Raw genomic sequence first — 17,520 nt, 5'->3', positions numbered from 1 at the left:
TCATGAGATTAACTTACCTTTCCGAAGCTCTTCCTGCAGGGCGCGCAGTCGGCTGTTGCGAACGGCCAATGTGGTGATAAACTGCTCCCAGTGCTCTTCCTGCTTCAATTTTTTATAAATTTTGGACAGCCGCTTCAACAGCTTCACTGCTGCTTTGTAACCGTCCCTGTTTTTGTGCCCGATATAACGATCCACTGCCTGATGGTAGAAAGGAAGCAGCAATTCGGGGGCCTCCTTCTCAATCGGCTGTAGCACAGCGACACGGAATTCAAGTGGCTCTGTCTCCGTGCTCAGTTGAAAATCCATCCATCGCCGCCACTGTCCCCGGGAATGCATCGCTTCTTCATAAGCCGGACGGGAATGAGGCAGCATGCTGACCAGTGTGTCCCACATGCGGTGCTCTATAGCAGGCAGATGATGAATGGCTGTGTCCCACAACTGCATGTAATCATTCAAAGGGGAGTTTCGACGGTTCGCGAGCAGAGGTCCGAGCTGCACTAACCACTCGCCCAGCCGTTTCCAGTCGGAGGAATCTGCAAGTACGTGAAGAAAATGCAGCAGATGCTCCGGCGGGATGCCATATGCCGAGCTTCCGCTGATTAATCGCTGCCAAGCCTGTTCATCTTGTCCCAAATGGAAATAAATCCAGCTCTGTGCCAACACCAGTGGCAAGGGCAGGGTGATTGATTTAATCGGCGCACCGCTCCCGTTTGCGGTCAGATTTGCTACGCTCAGCACGCTCTCGCCAGGTTTATCTGGTTTGGAAGCAGCAGTCAGGCCGTTCTCCATTTCCTGTAGAAACTCCATCTCTGACTCCAGCGTTTTCCGGTTTTCCTGAAGATGAGGTACGATCCAGTTTAACCAAAGCTGTCGATATATTGGCGTAAAGAACATCATGTTGGATGTCTCGGATATCATCTGCGTACGCAGGTACGCCGAGGTTTCCTCAAGCCGATTCCAGTGCTGTTCAAGCTTCGTACCATTCAGACCGGAGAGATCCAGCGGACGGCTAAGGATCTGTTCCAACCCTTTCTGGAGCGCATCCACAGCAAGTTGTGCAGGATAGCTCAGATACACAGGGGTATGTGTGATTGAATTGCGGCCAGGCACACAGAAACGAATCAGGTATAACTGAACATGCAGCTCAAATAACTGGTCCATGCCAGCGGACAGTTTAGGTTTGATCGAATAGAGCTCGTCCGCTGCGGCCTGCACATACGATGTACTTGGCGTGCCCGTTCCTAATCGTTTGAGGCATGCCCGAAACAGTTCATGCCATTCCGCAATCTCAAGTTCGGCAAGTTCTGTTGCACGTTCCTTGATCTGGCTATACTGATTATCAGGGATGGTAAGATCCTCTTCGTGTGAAGTGTAATCGGAACGTCCCGGAGTTGCTATAGCAGCAGGCTTTGGAGCCTGTTTCAGTGCCGTACTGGAGTGGGCGTTCACAATGCCGTGTACCGGTCGCCCCAGTTGCTCCGCGTAACCCATTAGAACGGCTATCATATGTTTGCAGCGAGAACCAACCGGACAGGTACAGTGACTGGTGTTCAGCGATGGCAAGCTCAGGGTTACCTGATAGTCATTTGAGCCTTGCACTTCAGCCAAAATCCCATTTTGTTCGGTGTAGGCTAATGGTCCGACGCGTTTCTGCTTATAATATTGAAATCCGCGCATAATCGTCAGGTTGTTAAAATGTTCCGCGACCTGCCTGATCAGCTGTTGCCACTGCGCATCATCCATTTTCATGTCATTAGGTATGTTCATCATTCCATCTCCTGGGGAAATCATAGGTTCAGTCATCACCACGTCTTGACGTAATGGTGTACATTTCATATATCCATCATATATCCATCATATCAGTTATCGTGTGCTCCGTGCATCGGTTCTGAGAACTTGGAAGAGACTTTTTGACAAGGGAAATCCAAGAGTGCTGTTCTCTACTTTCTACCAGAAACCATGCGAAAAAGCCTCGTATTGTGTATGCTTAGGGTATGTATTCCTTTCAGGAACAATGCAGGCTGGACGCCGACCAAATTTCAATCAACAGGAGAGAGCATATGAAAATACTTACGTTAAATACACATGCTTGGGTGGAAGAGGATCAATTGAACAAGATTAGTCAGCTGGCTGATTTTATCAATACACATCAATTCGATGTGATATCTCTGCAGGAAGTCAATCAATCCATGCAGGAGGAGCTGCTGTCCGCCGAGGAACTGAAACATTACTTTACCGCGGATTCCGAAGCTGTTATTAAAAAAGATAATTATGCCTACGTTCTGCTCCGGCAGCTATCTGAGCAATATTACTGGACATGGATTCCGACCCATGTAGGATTTAGCATATACGATGAAGGTTTGGCGATCCTGAGCCGGACACCGATCTCACAGGCTTTTGGTGAATATGTATCCCACATGAGGGATTATGACAACTACCGGACACGCAAAATTGTCGGAATACAGACAGTGGTTGAAGGTGAAGCGACTTGGTTTGTGAATGGCCACTATAACTGGTGGAATGATGATCAGGAACCTTTTAAAGGCCAGTGGGAACTGACCGAGAGCAAGCTTGCTCCATACATGGACCAGCCGTTGTATATTATGGGTGACTTTAATAATGTGGCAGAAGTCCGCGGGGAAGGATACGACTACATGATTGGCAAAGGCTGGAATGACCTGTACGCGACAGCTTTGCAAAAGGATGATGGAGCGACCGTGGTCAAAGCCATTGCTGGCTGGGCGGATAATAAACGCGATCTGCGTATAGATTATATTTTCTCCAACGGACCTGTACAGGCCAAGTCGTCGATTGTGGTTCTCAATGGAAAGAACGGCCCTGTGGTCTCTGACCATTACGGCGTAGCTGTGGAAATTTAACACGAAGACACTCTTGTACACGATTTTTATCAAAATGAAAACGAAAGCCTCCGCTCACTTCCTTAAAGGAAAGTGCAGTCGGAGGTTTTTTATTTTCAGCCTTTGGCAGACTGTTATACAAAAGACTCATGTTTGTTCAGAATCGGTTCAGAGCCCCTCTATATAATGTGGATTATCGTACATGTCCATATTATTTTAGTAATTTTCCATTAGATTTTGAGGAGGAGCATTCTTTTGAGAAAAAATCATTTCATCAGCTCGATTCTAGCGGCATCCTTGTTGACAACATCTTTGTGGACGACACAGGCTAACGCCGCAGTATCATTTACCGATATCGATAAATCCTACGCCAAGGATGCCATTGTAGAGTTGCAAACTGAAGGGATTATCGCCGGATTCAGTGATGGTCGATTTAATCCATCAGGTATGATCACCAGACAGGATTTTGCCATCCTTATTGCCAAGACGTTAAAGCTGGATGTAACCAATAATGCTCCATCCAATCCGACATTTACAGACATTCCTGTGACCAGTTATGCCTATACTTCTGTTGAAGCAGTATACCAAGCAGGCATATTTAAAGGCATGGGAAGCGGGAAATTCGGGAGTGGCCAGACATTATCCAGACAGGATATGGTCGTAACTTTGATGAGGGCGATGGGAACAGATGTATCGGGCAAAGGTGTTTTGTTAACATTCAAGGACAGCGCAAGTATCTCGGAGTATGCGAAAGATGCAGTTGGAGCGGCGCTCGAAGCTGGATTCATTATCGGTGATCAAAACAACATGTTCAAACCGGCTTTGCAAGCGGATCGTCAAGCTGCAGCATTGACGGCTTCCCGATTACTGCAAACGATAAAGGAAACACCTGCACCACAACCTGCACCACAACCTGAACCAGTACCGACGCCAACACCAGAGGTAACACCAACGCCTGTGCCTACTCTATCCCCATCTATCAGTTGGAATAATAACGGGTCATCATCGAGTGGAAGTGGTGGCGAAAGTACGAGTCCATCTGTGCCTGCGGATATAACAGCACCGACGGTCGATGTAAGTAAATTTAGCATTATCGATAATTACAGCAGAACCTGGGATCAAGTTCAGGGCGATCCTGGAGCAGTCAGCGAAGAAGGAGCCGTTGTAACTTTCTATAGATGGACTGATGCGAATACGAACGGAGTCGTGGATGAAGGAGAGTTGGACGAAGGAATTCCCCTTGCCAAAAGCAAAGCGGATGGTTCTCTTGCGCTTACCAAGTTGGAAAATTTGATTCCGGGAGACTACAAGTATGTGGTTACCGCCAAGGATTCAGCAGGTAATGAGTCGCCTAAGGATGCATCACATGTTCTGGCATTTACACTGGTGAAAGGAGAGATGCCAGTAGACGTGCCGACTATCAGGGTCCAATAATTTTGGTTTCGACTCAAGTAACGCCAAAACCAAGTATCTCCAGGTTCAATATGAGAATGCTCCATTTTCTTTAAATTACGAAGTAGGGGAAGATTTTGTGGATGGCATGATTGAGTACTCTACGGATGCTTTCCAGTTTAGCGTAAATGATTCTTATGTACTTGATGGTGAGTCTTATACGATTGATAGCAGTCAGATCAGCAATGATGGTCATACGCTTAAGATTAAAGTAAGTGTACAATCCGGCACACGTATTACTTTGCAATTGGGCAATAAGATGAATGCGACAAAAGGTCTATATGATTTGAACATTCGCGTTGATGCTGACGGCGAAGGATTAACGAAATCCGTATATGAAGAAACCGGGAAGCTATTCGTTAACTTTGATATTTTCGGATAAGTGCAATTTAAATGAGACGGACTACAACGATGTAGTCCGTTGTATTGTTTTACCGTCAGACTGAAAACACAATTATTTATTTGTAAGCGTAATCAAAAATCTGTAGCCACTATAGAGCATGTCAGTTATACTTGGATTATTATTCGTCTGTTCTGAAGGTTAACAAGCCATCGTGGCCCCTTCAACAAGGGAAATTCTCACAAAGGTTAAGCGCTATACCTTGTATGATAACAGAGAGGGATGTGGGCATTCAATGACAACGTATTTTAGTGAACCGCAGAGCATGTATTATCGATTCGGGGAAGATCAGGATCAAGTACTGAAGGTACTGGCTGAGAGGTATATTGGGGCCAATGCGCAGGCTGATTTTGTATATCGGGTATTCCAGAAGTCTGGTATTTTACAAAACGAAAAAGGTCTGTATGATCTGAATTTGAATAATCGCTTCCCTGATGCCCCAAAAGGTCAGGTTTCCTACGCCGCAGCGCTGGTTTGGGGAGATGAAGATCGAAATCTGGATGTGCTGGTCCGCTGTTATGGACCTGTTCGCTTCTATTTTAACGAGCAATTGGTATATCGCTCCACGGTAATGGATGAGATCAGTCTGGACGCGACCGTGAAGCTGGGAATCGACATTAAGCCGGGCTGGAATACGTTGTTGCTGGAGATGAAGTCTACACCTGCGGGCTTTGGATGTCAGTTTGGCTCGGACGAGGGGAAAGTGCGCATTCTGAATGTGCTCGCTCCTTTCCAGGAGAGACAGGGGCAGGCTGGATGGGTGTATTCCAAACCTGTAAATTCGGAAGAAACGTTCTCGTTTAACCTGGACCATACATCCGAAATAGCGGAGGACAGTCAACCAGAATGGAACTTGCTCGGAAAAGAAGAGAATCACAGACTAGAGTGGCTGCCGGAACCGCAATGGTCAGCGGAAAAGCAGACGCAACCGACACTTGAGCGAATGTACGGACATCTTCCTGGTCAGCGAATTTATGCGTGGACACGGTTAATCAACAGGGATTCAAGCGATTGCGCCATCCGTTTGACTGGTCATTCTTCCGGGCCTCTGAATATATGGCTGAACGGCGAAATGGCGTTTCAATTAAAGGAAGCGGACCCATTCGACGTGGAGATACCCGCATCTTTTGGACGGAACGACCTGTTGGTTCGCAGTGAATGTAGTGATACGGCTGAGCTATGGGATTTTGTTATAAACGCAACGGTGAATGGAGAGCAACTGGAGCTGGAGCTTCCTCAGCGTGTACACGGAGCTTCCGGAGAGTCGTTGTTATATCTCGGCCCTTTTACATCGGAGGAGATCGAACCTGATTTGCAGGATCTGATGCGTACAGATCGGGTGTATAAAGGAAGTATAATGCAGGATAACCGAGAAGAAACGGGTAGCTATCGGGCACAAAATGGACGCGTGTATTGGCAGCTGGACAGGCCGGATGCGTGGATACGTCCCTATTATGAAAATGCAATGCTCAGTAACAAATGGACAGTAGGCAGTGTGACCAACTATGGTCGTTGGGACTATCCATTGGGTGTCACCGTGTATGGTCTGTTGCAGACCGGACGTTATTTGCAGCGACCTGATATTACGCGTTATGCCGCAGATCATGTGCAGGCGTGCACTCGAATGGATGAGTACTCATTATGGGATAGGGATCAGTATGGTTTCCCGGCGGTTAACCAGCAGTTGGTTATGCTGAAAATGCTGGATAACTGTGGCTCGTTTGGCTCCGCGATGCTGGAGGCTTATTCAGAATGTCAGGAGCCGACGTTCTTGCCTATTGCGGATCGGATTGCGGATTTTATGCTGACCCGGTTGGAAAGACAGCCAGACGGTGCATTTTACCGCGAGTGTATCGGAGAATTTGCCGAGAACACAATGTGGGCAGACGACCTTTATATGAGCACACCGTTTCTCGTGCGGTATGCCCGACTGACAGGGGATATGTCACCATTGGATGAAGCGGCCAGACAATTTTTACTGTATCGGAAGTATTTGTTCATGCCGGATTTCAAGATCATGTCTCACGTATACGATTTCAAATATGGACAGGCGACACAGATTCCGTGGGGACGGGGAAATGGATGGACACTCTTTTCGTTGTCTGAGGTATTGGAAGCTTTGCCGGCAGAGCACCCAGAGCGTCCGGCTTTAATTGCCTTCTTCAATGAATTATGTGAAGGATATGCAGCTCTGCAAGGAGAGGGTGGATTATGGCATCAGGTATTGAATGATTCGGAAACATACCAGGAAGCCTCCTGTACCGCGATGTTTGCCTATGGTTTTGCACGGGGAGTGCGTTTTGGCTGGTTAAATCAACCCGCGCGTTACATTGAAGCTGCTGAGCGGGCTTGGAACGGATTGACCTGTAAAGCGATTGACCGTCAGGGAAATGTACATGGTGTGTGCAGTGGGTCAAGATATGCCTTTACCGCAGAGTACTACAATAAAGACCTGCTCACGGTGACGAATGACAATCACGGAATTGGCATTATGATGCTGGCAGGAACCGAGGTAGCGAAGATGAAGAAACATCTGGCTCAGCATAAGGTGTCATCAACTGCTGTGACGCAATCCTGAAAGGGTTAGGTGAAATCAGTAAAGGACCACCGTTGAGATGTAGCGAGGCACGGCCCGCTGTATAAAGATTGCAGTATATATGATAACCACTGGGGCATTATTCCTGGTGGTTATTTAATCACTATGAATATCGATCTATATCTTGCCGAAAGAAAGGCGATCTTTGGATTTATGCAATGCTCGATTGAATGGACCTTTGTCCCAACCCCTTACTTTTTTGACAGGAAAGCTTACTTTTGTTTATGTCATGAGCAGCTATAGGCCGTTACAATAGTTTTGTAAGCGATTCCACAATAGCAAAAAGGGGAGGAAATTCATTCATGTTGAATACCAAAAAGTGGGTAACCCTGTTCTGCCTATCCCTGTTAATGTTCGCTACAGCTTGTTCCGGAGGATCTTCAGGACCATCTGCTTCCTCCAATGAAGGAGGGGATGATGGTGAGGCTTCCGGCAAAATTGAACTTCGTATGACCTGGTGGGGGTCGCAGACTCGCCACGATCTCACGACCAAAGTGATCAAGCTGTTTGAGGAGAAACACCCTGGCATTACCATTAAACCGGAATATTCCGGTTGGGACGGATACTTTGACAAGCTGACCACACAGGTAGCTGGTTCCAATGCGCCGGATATCATACAGATGGATTATGCCTTTCTTACCGATTTCGCCCGGCGTGGTGCTTTACTTGACCTGACCCCATATGCAGAGAGCAAAGAGCTGCGTACAGACGATCATGACAAGAGCATGCTCAAAGCCGGATCAATTGACGATAAATTATACGCGATTACATTAGGTGTAAATGCACCAGGTGTTATCTACGACGCGACCGTATTCAAGGAGCTCGGGATCGAGGAGCCGCAGGAAAGCTGGACGTGGAAGGATTTTAGCGATATCGCTGCCAAGATTGCAGCAGAGAAGGGTGACGGTTTCTACGGTTCGGCAGATGTTTCGGGAACCACCAACATGTTTGAAGTATTTATCCGGCAATCAGGAAAGGGCCTATTTGATGGCGGGACGCTGACAGCTACCAGTGAAGAGCTTCAGCAATGGTTTGACATGTGGGGGGCACTTCGTGAGAACGGGGGTGCGACCTCTGCAGAAGTGACGGCATCCACGACGAATGCACTCGAAACACGCCCGATTTCGCTTGGTACAGCAGCCATGGATTTTGCCTGGTCTAACCAATTGCTGACGTTCCAGCAGGTAAACAAAAATCAGGATCATAAGCTCGGGATACAAGTGCTTCCGCATGGTGTGGATGAAAAGCAAATCGGTGAATACCTGAAAGCGGGCCAGTTCCTGTCCGGTTATGGCAAAACGAAGCATCCGAAGGAAGTGGCGATGTTTATCGACTTCATGGTAAATGATCCCGAAGCTACTGCTATTCTCGGTTCGGAGCGCGGAGTACCCGTCAATTCCAGCATCCGTGAGAAGATGCAGCCTACGCTGCCCGAAGCGGAGCAAGCGATCTTCCAATTTATCGATGTCGTTTCGAAAAACTCCAGTGAGATTGACCCACCCTACCCGCAAGGTTTTTCCGAAGTGGATACCAGCTTCAAAAGTGCAAGCGAGCAGATCGCCTTTGGTCAAAGCAACACACCGGATGTAATTGCGCAGTTTATTGAAGGTGCCAAAGCGACACTTGCATCAAGTCAATAATACTCGAACGGTTCCATACTTCATATTCCGCGGGGAGGTTGCGAAGATGAGTACAACACAGGTCACTCAAGCCCGAACCGAGCGTGTGGCAGCCCGGCGGGTGAAACGGAGATATGCCCATAATGGAGCAGCGCTTCTGTTCCTGGCCCCATGGCTGGTTGGTTTATTGTTTCTGACACTTGGCCCGATGCTCGTTTCCTTATACATTTCGTTCACCGACTACAGTATCCTGGCCGCCCCTTCCTGGGTTGGTCTGGATAACTACACCACGATGTTTACATCGGATAAGCTATTCATCCAATCGCTCAAAGTCACATTTACGTATGTCGCCGTATCTGTACCGATCAAGCTAATCTTTGCTCTGCTGGTGGCAATGCTGTTGAACAAGGGCATTCGCGGGCTCGGCATCTACCGTACGGTGTATTACATCCCAACTTTGCTTGGGGGAAGTGTAGCCATTGCGATGCTGTGGCGCAAAATGCTGGGCGGGGATGGACTTCTTAATGGTTTGCTCGCCATGATAGGCATTAAAGCACCCGATTGGGTCGCCAACCCGAAGTATGCCCTGTATTCAATCGTGCTGCTGTCGGTATGGCAGTTCGGATCGTCGATGATTATTTTCCTGGCAGGTTTGAAGCAGATTCCACCTGAATATGACGAAGCTTCTGCGGTTGACGGTGCCGGACCGCTCCGGCGATTCTTTTATATCACACTGCCGATTCTGTCACCGGTGATCTTTTTCAATCTCGTGATGCAGCTGATCACGTCCTTTCAGTCCTTTACTCAGGCTTTTGTCATTAGCAACGGCAGCGGAGGGCCTGTCAATTCAACATTAATGTACTCTCTATATCTGTACAAAAAAGGCTTTTCGTTCTTCCAGATGGGTTATGCATCCGCGATGGCCTGGGTGCTGGTAATCCTGATCGGTGTCTTTACATTGCTGGTATTCCGCAGCAGCAAGCTGTGGGTGCACTATGAGGATGGTGGGAAATCATGATTGGACAACGAAACTCTGCTGCATGGGTAGTCGCCAAACATGTACTGATCTCGGGCATTGCCTTTGTCATGCTTTATCCGGTGCTCTGGATGCTGGGCAGCTCATTCAAACCGGGACATATGATCTTCACCGAAACGTGGTTCTGGCCGCAAGAATGGAATTGGCAAAATTACATCAATGGCTGGACGGGCATTCAGGGGAATCCCTTCTCCCGTTTTCTAACCAACTCGGTTGTCCTGTCGCTGGGCGCTGTACTTGGCAATGTCATCTCTTGCTCGATGGCGGCATACGCCTTTGCCCGATTGAATTTTCGGTTCAAAGCGATTTGCTTTGGCTTGATGCTCATGACGATCATGTTGCCACATCATGTGACGTTAATCCCCCAATATATTCTGTTTAACCATCTGGAATGGGTGAATACGTATCTGCCTTTGGTAGTGCCGAAATGGCTGGCCACCGATGCGTTCTTCATTTTCCTAATGGTCCAGTTCTTCCGGGATTGCCCAAAGAGCTGGATGAAGCGGCTACGATTGATGGATGTGGTCCTGTACGAATTTACACCAAAATTATCATTCCGCTGGCCTTTCCGGCGCTGGTAACGACGATGATCTTTACTTTTTTGTGGACATGGGACGATTTCTTCAGCCAGTTGATCTATCTGAGTGATGTCAGCAAATACACGGTGCCGCTGGGCCTTCGCCTGTTCCTCGATTCCAGCTCCCAGTCCGATTGGGGTCCAATGTTTGCAATGTCAGTGCTGTCGCTGGTGCCTTGCTTTATCGTATTTATCGTGTGTCAAAAGTACTTCGTGGAAGGAATCGCGACCTCCGGGCTCAAAGGGTAATTCCAAGACGAAACGAGTTGATTCCACATGCGGAAACGAAGATTGTCGTTATTCCTAAATCGAAAGCTGCAACAAAGCAAGCTCTCCACGTTGATGGTGACTTGCTTTATTGCGTTTAACCTGCTGCTCGTCTCTGTTATTGTCTGGCTGGCATATCAGTCATTCTCTGCCGTCACGTTTACCGAGATTAGTAAAGCGAGGCTGGCTCTCCTGAATGAGAGTACGCGCCGGGGGTTTGATTTTATTACAGGTGTGACAGGGACGGCCTATGCTCTGGCGAGCAACCGTGAGCTGTCCAATCTGCTGGAAACAAAGGGGACGGGAAGGCTGACACAGATTCACCAACGGCGCGAGGTATCCAAAATACTGGAGCACACGTTGGTAGTTAGTGAAGGCATTACATCAATAGAGTTGTATACGGATGCCTTCAACGGTGTCACCGTCACAATGGCTGATCGCATCTATCCAGTGGATACGATTGCCGGTGATTCATGGTTTGCTGCACTGCAGCAGGCGGACGCGGCCTGGGTACCTCTGCGGGAAAATGAGTCTGGCCAATCGCTAATCGGATACGCCCAGCGAATCTTTGATAGCCGGGGCGGGACGGTGGCCTACGTGCTCATCCGCCTGAGTCGCGAGGATATTGTTCGCCGATTTGCGGATCTGCCCATGGTGCTGGATGGACAGGTACTGTTGGTGGATACCGCAGGCAACGTCGTTATGCAGATGGGCGATAACAATTTAGAGGTAGCGTCTAGTAGGGAGTTGAGCTCAACCAATGAAGCCTCCAAACTTTTTTCTTCTATTAATGCATCTGCTGCTAGGGAAAGTGAACCTGTTGTAGATCGTGCATGGATTCAGGAGCATGTTGAACATGGAGAGGACGGATTTGAAGTGGTTTCCGGCAAGCCCGGTGGGGCGCAGCTTGTTCTATATTCAAGACCTGCCATGCTTCAGTGGCGTCTGGTACAGACTATCCCTGTGCACACACTGTTATCTCCTGTGAGGCAGGCAGGATGGCAGGTCCTTGGAATAGCCGTACTGGGGTTATTATGCTCGGCGATACTCGCGTATTTGTTCGTGCGGCGGATTGTTCGCCCCTTGCGTCAGCTGATCAAACGGATGAGGCAACTGGAGAAAGGGGACTTCAATACCCGGGTTCAGCTTCGTTCACCGAGGAATATGCCCATTTGGCGTATGGTTTTAACCATATGGCTTCACAGCTGACAGAGCTGATGGACCAGGTCAAGGAAGAGAGCCGCGCGAAGCGTGAAGCCCAGACCGGTTTGCTGGAGGCGCAAATCAAACCGCATTTTCTCTACAACACACTCGACATGATTCACTGGCGTGCTCTCGATTATGAAGCCAAGGATATCAGCCGTATGATTGTGCAACTCAGCAAACTTTTACGTATTGGATTGAGCGGAGGCAAACTATTTATCCGGGTGCGTGATGAGCTGGAGCATGCCCGTTGTTACGTCAGCATTCAGTCCGAGCGGCTGCCGTTCTCCATTGATTATCAGGAACATATCGATCCGCTAGTGCGCGGGTGCTACATTCCCAAAATCATTTTGCAGCCCTTTATCGAGAATGCGGTGATGCATGGGCATCCGAAGGAAGGAAAACTTCGCATACAGGTGGATATGCAGGAATCGGAGAGCAGCAATTTACCTGAGTTGAAGGATTCGCCAACCAACCTTATCATCGAGTCACCAGAGTTAACGGAACGGGGCATTCAATCCATGGGCTATCGTCCGCCCAGAAAGTCTGCGCACGCACCCAAAATCATCATTCGCATTAAGGATAACGGACAGGGCCTGCCTGAAGATTGGAAGCTGGAAGAGACGTCTGGAATTGGTATACGAAATGTACATCAGCGCATTCAGCTGTATTGTGGCGCCGGGTATGGTGTTGATATACGTGCAGGTGAATCAGGCGGGGTAGAGGTGACCATTACACTGCCACGCATTGAGACGGAGGAGCAATTAAACTTTTGGCTGGACGGTGAAAATGAATGAAAACCATTATGCTTGTAGACGATGATCCGCATATTGTAAAAGCATTAACCGACCATATTAATTGGCCCTCTCTTGGCCTTAGCATCGCAGGAACGGCCTCCAATGGCATGGATGCACTGGAGCTGTTCCATCGGCTGCGTCCGGATCTGGTGATGACGGATGTCTATATGCCAGGCATGACAGGGCTTGAGGTCACGCAAACATTGAGGCGGGACCATCCTCATCTGCCGATCATCATCCTTAGCGGATATGATGAATTCGAGAATGCCCGGGCGGCTATGCGCTGGGGTGTAAATCATTTTTTGCTGAAACCCGCGGAAGTGGAGGAGATTGAGTCTGTTTTGCGTGAGGTGTTACTGGAACAGGATGTACGTGAGCGGCATGAGCAGCTGGAGCGGACGTACAAACAGGAGATTGGGCGGGTGGTTCCCTATCTGCGCAAATTGTTTCTCCACGAACTGTTAACTACTCGCTATAAGGAAGAGGAGTTACCTGCGGAGCGTATGGATTATGTGGGTATTCGCATGCCTGCTCAGGTACGCGCCATCAGTTTGCAGTTGTATCGGCCTGCATTTCTGACACGGATGAAAGAGCGGGACTGGCAGCTATTAAGGTATGGGGCAGCGGATATTATTCAGGAGACCGTCAGGGAGCAGACTTCGCAACTAAATGAATGCCAGGTGGAGATCGTGGACTATTCGGATCAGGTGTTTGTACTGCTTCTATTTGGTGAGAAGGATCTGCTAGAACATATGGAGTCGATTGTTGAACGGATGATTGATCAGATTTTTACGTATCTCAAGATCGAAATGAGTGCAGGTATTGGGACGTCCAAAGGTCACTTATGTGAAGTGATGGACTCCTATCTGGAGAGCAGGGATGCGCTGGAAAAAGCAGAATTTCAGGGTGGGAGCCGCGTATATCGTTATGATTCAACTGATTCCTCTACGTCGAGTGTGACGGACTATTCGCTATTGCTACGTCATTGGAATGAGTTCTGGGCGGATATGAGGACCGATCTGGCAGAGGAAATATGGATTCAGATTCGCAATCTGCTGAACGAAGGGAGTGGTACCAGTATTCAGGATGTGCAGGTTGTGGCGGTGAGCCTATTCAACACGCTGATTCATAGCTGGAACCGACATTATCCCACGCTGGCACCGCCGGTAGCGATGAGTAATTTTTTGCGGGAAATTCAATCGAAATATGGGCTGCAGGATCTGATATGCTGGATGGATGGCATTATTCAAAACTGGATGGAACAGACACGGAAAGAGATGGGCGAGAAAAAAAGCAATAAACTGGTGGAGCAGGTGAAACAGTACGTTGAAGTTCATTATGCTGAAGAGATCAGTTTTGAAGGCATTGCCAAGGGCCTGTTTGTACACCCCAAATATTTGAGCCAGCTATTCAAAAGAGTAACTGGAGATAACTTTGTGAGTTATGTGAACGGGTACCGGATTCAACGAGCGATGGAACTGTTACAGTCAGGGCATTACATGGTCTACGAGGTTAGTGAGATGACCGGGTTCCGCAACGCGACGTATTTCAGTCAGGTGTTCAAGATGCTTACGGGCAAGAGTCCGTCTGAAATCGGGTAGAGCTATGAATAGGATTAGGCAAAAAATAAAGTGGATTGGGTGGATAATATCGTATGATCATCGATCAACAGGAGTTTAACGTAAAAGGATTGACCTATTCAATTAGGTCCGCAGAGGAACAGGATGCTAAGGCATTGTCTTCACTACGTGTACAAATGGATGGAGAGACCGAGAACATGGATCGCGAACAAGGTGAAGGATTCATTGACCCGGCAGGATTTGAAGAAATAATCCGGTTGGACACGGAAAGAAAGAGAAACCTGTTTCTCGTCGCCCTCGTAAAGGATCAAATTGTAGGATACTCCCGATGTGAAGGCGTGGATCTAAAGCGATTTTCTCATAAGGTTGAATTTGGTGTTTGCGTATCGAAAAAGTTCTGGGGTTACGGGATCGGCAAGAAACTGCTTGCACTTTCGATAGAGTGGGCAGATACAAATGGAATTGAGAAGATGAGCTTGAGCGTGGTAGGAACGAACGATAAAGCGATGGAGCTTTATAAGGGAATGGGCTTCGAAATAGAGGGGATATTGAAAAAGGATCGACGACATGCGGACGGTCGGTATTACGATACAGTTATGATGGGAAGATTCAGGGGCTGAGGTGGAGAAACTTGCGATGGGGTAGTTGCTAGCGATATCTGCCATCCTGTCTATTGTTTCAAAAACGATTCTATTATATGAAAGAACAAATACTAGAGTCATTACCCATCTCTCCCGGGGAGAGTTATTATCTATTAGATGTAGATTTCCTGAAACATGATTTCTTATCTCTGTATATAGAGGTACAAAAGTAATGATCCCTTAAACTGCCTGATCGTGTTTGTTAAAAAGAATAGACACTCAGTTTACTATGAACAGTAACGACTACCACTTCACTTTAAGATAGGGATGCTTAACAGGGTTATGGTTATAAATAAATTAATATTAATTATTAATTAAGGGTTGCAATTAATTTTGCCACATGGTATATTCTAATTCCGGCCAAGAAAACACGAGAAATACGGTGCGGCAAGCGAAACGAATAAGCTTCGAAAGAAACTTAAAAAAAGAGCTTGCAAAGTTGGTTCGGAAGTGATAAGATATAAAAGTTGCTGAGATGAACGAAGCTTAGTAACGGAACAAGTTTGATCTTTGAAAACTGAACAACGAGTGAGTAACGATCTTGCTTGCAAGATCGACGCTGAGAAATCGGTACACGTCTTCGGACCGTATGATTTCGAAGCATAAATGAGATTTTTAATCTCGTCAGTTTCAAAATGAGCATATCGCTCTTTTCAATACTTTATTGGAGAGTTTGATCCTGGCTCAGGACGAACGCTGGCGGCATGCCTAATACATGCAAGTCGAGCGGACTTGAAGAGAAGCTTGCTTCTCCGATGGTTAGCGGCGGACGGGTGAGTAACACGTAGGCAACCTGCCCTCAAGCTTGGGACAACTACCGGAAACGGTAGCTAATACCGAATAGTTGTTTTCTTCTCCTGAAGAAAACTGGAAAGACGGAGCAATCTGTCACTTGGGGATGGGCCTGCGGCGCATTAGCTAGTTGGTGGGGTAACGGCTCACCAAGGCGACGATGCGTAGCCGACCTGAGAGGGTGATCGGCCACACTGGGACTGAGACACGGCCCAGACTCCTACGGGAGGCAGCAGTAGGGAATCTTCCGCAATGGGCGAAAGCCTGACGGAGCAATGCCGCGTGAGTGATGAAGGTTTTCGGATCGTAAAGCTCTGTTGCCAGGGAAGAACGCTTGGGAGAGTAACTGCTCTCAAGGTGACGGTACCTGAGAAGAAAGCCCCGGCTAACTACGTGCCAGCAGCCGCGGTAATACGTAGGGGCAAGCGTTGTCCGGAATTATTGGGCGTAAAGCGCGCGCAGGCGGTCATTTAAGTCTGGTGTTTAATCCCGGGGCTCAACCCCGGATCGCACTGGAAACTGGGTGACTTGAGTGCAGAAGAGGAGAGTGGAATTCCACGTGTAGCGGTGAAATGCGTAGATATGTGGAGGAACACCAGTGGCGAAGGCGACTCTCTGGGCTGTAACTGACGCTGAGGCGCGAAAGCGTGGGGAGCAAACAGGATTAGATACCCTGGTAGTCCACGCCGTAAACGATGAGTGCTAGGTGTTAGGGGTTTCGATACCCTTGGTGCCGAAGTTAACACATTAAGCACTCCGCCTGGGGAGTACGGTCGCAAGACTGAAACTCAAAGGAATTGACGGGGACCCGCACAAGCAGTGGAGTATGTGGTTTAATTCGAAGCAACGCGAAGAACCTTACCAGGTCTTGACATCCCTCTGATCGGTACAGAGATGTACCTTTCCTTCGGGACAGAGGAGACAGGTGGTGCATGGTTGTCGTCAGCTCGTGTCGTGAGATGTTGGGTTAAGTCCCGCAACGAGCGCAACCCTTGATCTTAGTTGCCAGCACTTCGGGTGGGCACTCTAAGGTGACTGCCGGTGACAAACCGGAGGAAGGTGGGGATGACGTCAAATCATCATGCCCCTTATGACCTGGGCTACACACGTACTACAATGGCCGGTACAACGGGCAGTGAAACCGCGAGGTGGAACGAATCCTAAAAAGCCGGTCTCAGTTCGGATTGCAGGCTGCAACTCGCCTGCATGAAGTCGGAATTGCTAGTAATCGCGGATCAGCATGCCGCGGTGAATACGTTCCCGGGTCTTGTACACACCGCCCGTCACACCACGAGAGTTTATAACACCCGAAGTCGGTGGGGTAACCGCAAGGAGCCAGCCGCCGAAGGTGGGATAGATGATTGGGGTGAAGTCGTAACAAGGTAGCCGTATCGGAAGGTGCGGCTGGATCACCTCCTTTCTATGGAGAATCGTTTCCCGCGTGGAAACATTCAAATACGCAGCTTAGCTGCAAAACTTACTCACTCGTTGCTCAGTTTTGAGAGCTCAAACTCTCAAACAGCTTGCTTTTGCATGGAGCTTGTTCTTTGAAAACTAGATATCGAAACGAAATTTTGCGATTTAGAACATTCCTTTTAGGGATGAATGCTTGTTCGGTTCAAGTAACCGATCAACAATCATCCTAGCTGAACTTGTGTATAACAAGTTTCAATAAATAGTGAAAACTGCATTGCGATGGTAT

The 17,520-nt window shown here is 48.2% G+C and carries 10 protein-coding genes, 1 rRNA gene and 2 pseudogenes; 12 read left to right on the top strand and 1 reads right to left on the bottom strand.

Going from position 1 to position 17,520, the window contains the following annotated elements; genetic code table 11:
* A complete protein-coding gene (locus tag ACTWJ7_RS00385) occupies positions 1 to 1,770 on the bottom strand; it encodes an SWIM zinc finger family protein (protein ID WP_301881003.1) in 1,770 nt (589 codons plus the stop codon).
* Between the two features lie 290 nt (positions 1,771 to 2,060).
* On the opposite strand from ACTWJ7_RS00385, the gene ACTWJ7_RS00380 reads away from it, so the two are divergent.
* The 12 genes and pseudogenes from ACTWJ7_RS00380 (at position 2,061) to ACTWJ7_RS00325 (ending at position 17,238) form a co-directional block, all read left to right on the top strand.
* Positions 2,061 to 2,879, top strand: coding sequence for an endonuclease/exonuclease/phosphatase family protein (locus tag ACTWJ7_RS00380; protein ID WP_301881001.1), 819 nt, complete (start codon positions 2,061 to 2,063; stop codon positions 2,877 to 2,879).
* A gap of 234 nt (positions 2,880 to 3,113) precedes the next feature.
* Positions 3,114 to 4,292: an S-layer homology domain-containing protein gene (locus ACTWJ7_RS00375; RefSeq protein ID WP_443145049.1), complete on the top strand. Its 1,179-nt coding sequence runs from the start codon at positions 3,114 to 3,116 to the stop codon at positions 4,290 to 4,292.
* A 76-nt stretch (positions 4,293 to 4,368) separates the two neighbouring features.
* A pseudogene (locus tag ACTWJ7_RS00370) lies at positions 4,369 to 4,692 on the top strand (BslA/BslB family hydrophobin); the annotation flags it as partial.
* Between the two features lie 253 nt (positions 4,693 to 4,945).
* Positions 4,946 to 7,288, top strand: a complete 2,343-nt coding sequence (locus ACTWJ7_RS00365; RefSeq protein WP_301880999.1) for a glycoside hydrolase family 88/105 protein — start codon at positions 4,946 to 4,948, stop codon at positions 7,286 to 7,288.
* A 320-nt stretch (positions 7,289 to 7,608) separates the two neighbouring features.
* Positions 7,609 to 8,946: an ABC transporter substrate-binding protein gene (locus ACTWJ7_RS00360; protein WP_301880998.1), complete on the top strand. Its 1,338-nt coding sequence runs from the start codon at positions 7,609 to 7,611 to the stop codon at positions 8,944 to 8,946.
* A 46-nt stretch (positions 8,947 to 8,992) separates the two neighbouring features.
* On the top strand, positions 8,993 to 9,943 hold the full coding sequence (locus ACTWJ7_RS00355) for a carbohydrate ABC transporter permease (RefSeq protein WP_285079965.1): 951 nt from the start codon (positions 8,993 to 8,995) through the stop codon (positions 9,941 to 9,943).
* Positions 9,940 to 10,787 (top strand): annotated as a pseudogene (locus ACTWJ7_RS00350) (carbohydrate ABC transporter permease). The gene ACTWJ7_RS00355 and the pseudogene ACTWJ7_RS00350 overlap by 4 nt, the downstream one beginning before the upstream one ends.
* Positions 10,788 to 10,814: 27 nt before the next feature.
* Complete coding sequence (locus ACTWJ7_RS00345; protein ID WP_443145048.1) at positions 10,815 to 12,014, top strand: cache domain-containing sensor histidine kinase; 1,200 nt, start codon at positions 10,815 to 10,817, stop codon at positions 12,012 to 12,014.
* Positions 11,978 to 12,805 (top strand): sensor histidine kinase, encoded by an 828-nt coding sequence (locus tag ACTWJ7_RS00340; protein ID WP_443145047.1) that lies wholly within the window; start codon positions 11,978 to 11,980, stop codon positions 12,803 to 12,805. The genes ACTWJ7_RS00345 and ACTWJ7_RS00340 overlap by 37 nt, the downstream gene beginning before the upstream one ends.
* Positions 12,802 to 14,406, top strand: a complete 1,605-nt coding sequence (locus tag ACTWJ7_RS00335; protein WP_301880995.1) for a response regulator — start codon at positions 12,802 to 12,804, stop codon at positions 14,404 to 14,406. Before ACTWJ7_RS00340 ends, ACTWJ7_RS00335 begins: the two co-directional genes overlap by 4 nt.
* Before the next feature lie 53 nt (positions 14,407 to 14,459).
* Positions 14,460 to 15,005 (top strand): GNAT family N-acetyltransferase, encoded by a 546-nt coding sequence (locus tag ACTWJ7_RS00330; protein WP_301880994.1) that lies wholly within the window; start codon positions 14,460 to 14,462, stop codon positions 15,003 to 15,005.
* 682 nt (positions 15,006 to 15,687) lie between these two features.
* Positions 15,688 to 17,238 (top strand): 16S ribosomal RNA (locus ACTWJ7_RS00325).
* The last annotated feature ends 282 nt before the right edge of the window (positions 17,239 to 17,520 follow it).

This window comes from Paenibacillus sp. 1A_MP2 (genome assembly GCF_052244825.1).
Taxonomy (GTDB): domain Bacteria; phylum Bacillota; class Bacilli; order Paenibacillales; family Paenibacillaceae; genus Paenibacillus; species Paenibacillus vandeheii.
The sequence above is the reverse complement of the archived record's forward strand: the minus strand, read 5'-3'. Positions and strand labels throughout refer to the sequence as shown.

Bases quoted from the DNA above. Each gene is read 5' to 3' on its own strand.
- ACTWJ7_RS00360 (WP_301880998.1), top strand. From the start codon at position 7,609: ATGTTGAATACCAAAAAGTGGGTAACCCTGTTCTGCCTATCCCTGTTA.
- ACTWJ7_RS00385 (WP_301881003.1), bottom strand. From the start codon at position 1,770: ATGATGAACATACCTAATGACATGAAAATGGATGATGCGCAGTGGCAA.
- ACTWJ7_RS00355 (WP_285079965.1), top strand. From the start codon at position 8,993: ATGAGTACAACACAGGTCACTCAAGCCCGAACCGAGCGTGTGGCAGCC.
- ACTWJ7_RS00365 (WP_301880999.1), top strand. From the start codon at position 4,946: ATGACAACGTATTTTAGTGAACCGCAGAGCATGTATTATCGATTCGGG.
- ACTWJ7_RS00330 (WP_301880994.1), top strand. From the start codon at position 14,460: ATGATCATCGATCAACAGGAGTTTAACGTAAAAGGATTGACCTATTCA.
- ACTWJ7_RS00335 (WP_301880995.1), top strand. From the start codon at position 12,802: ATGAAAACCATTATGCTTGTAGACGATGATCCGCATATTGTAAAAGCA.
- ACTWJ7_RS00345 (WP_443145048.1), top strand. From the start codon at position 10,815: ATGCGGAAACGAAGATTGTCGTTATTCCTAAATCGAAAGCTGCAACAA.
- ACTWJ7_RS00380 (WP_301881001.1), top strand. From the start codon at position 2,061: ATGAAAATACTTACGTTAAATACACATGCTTGGGTGGAAGAGGATCAA.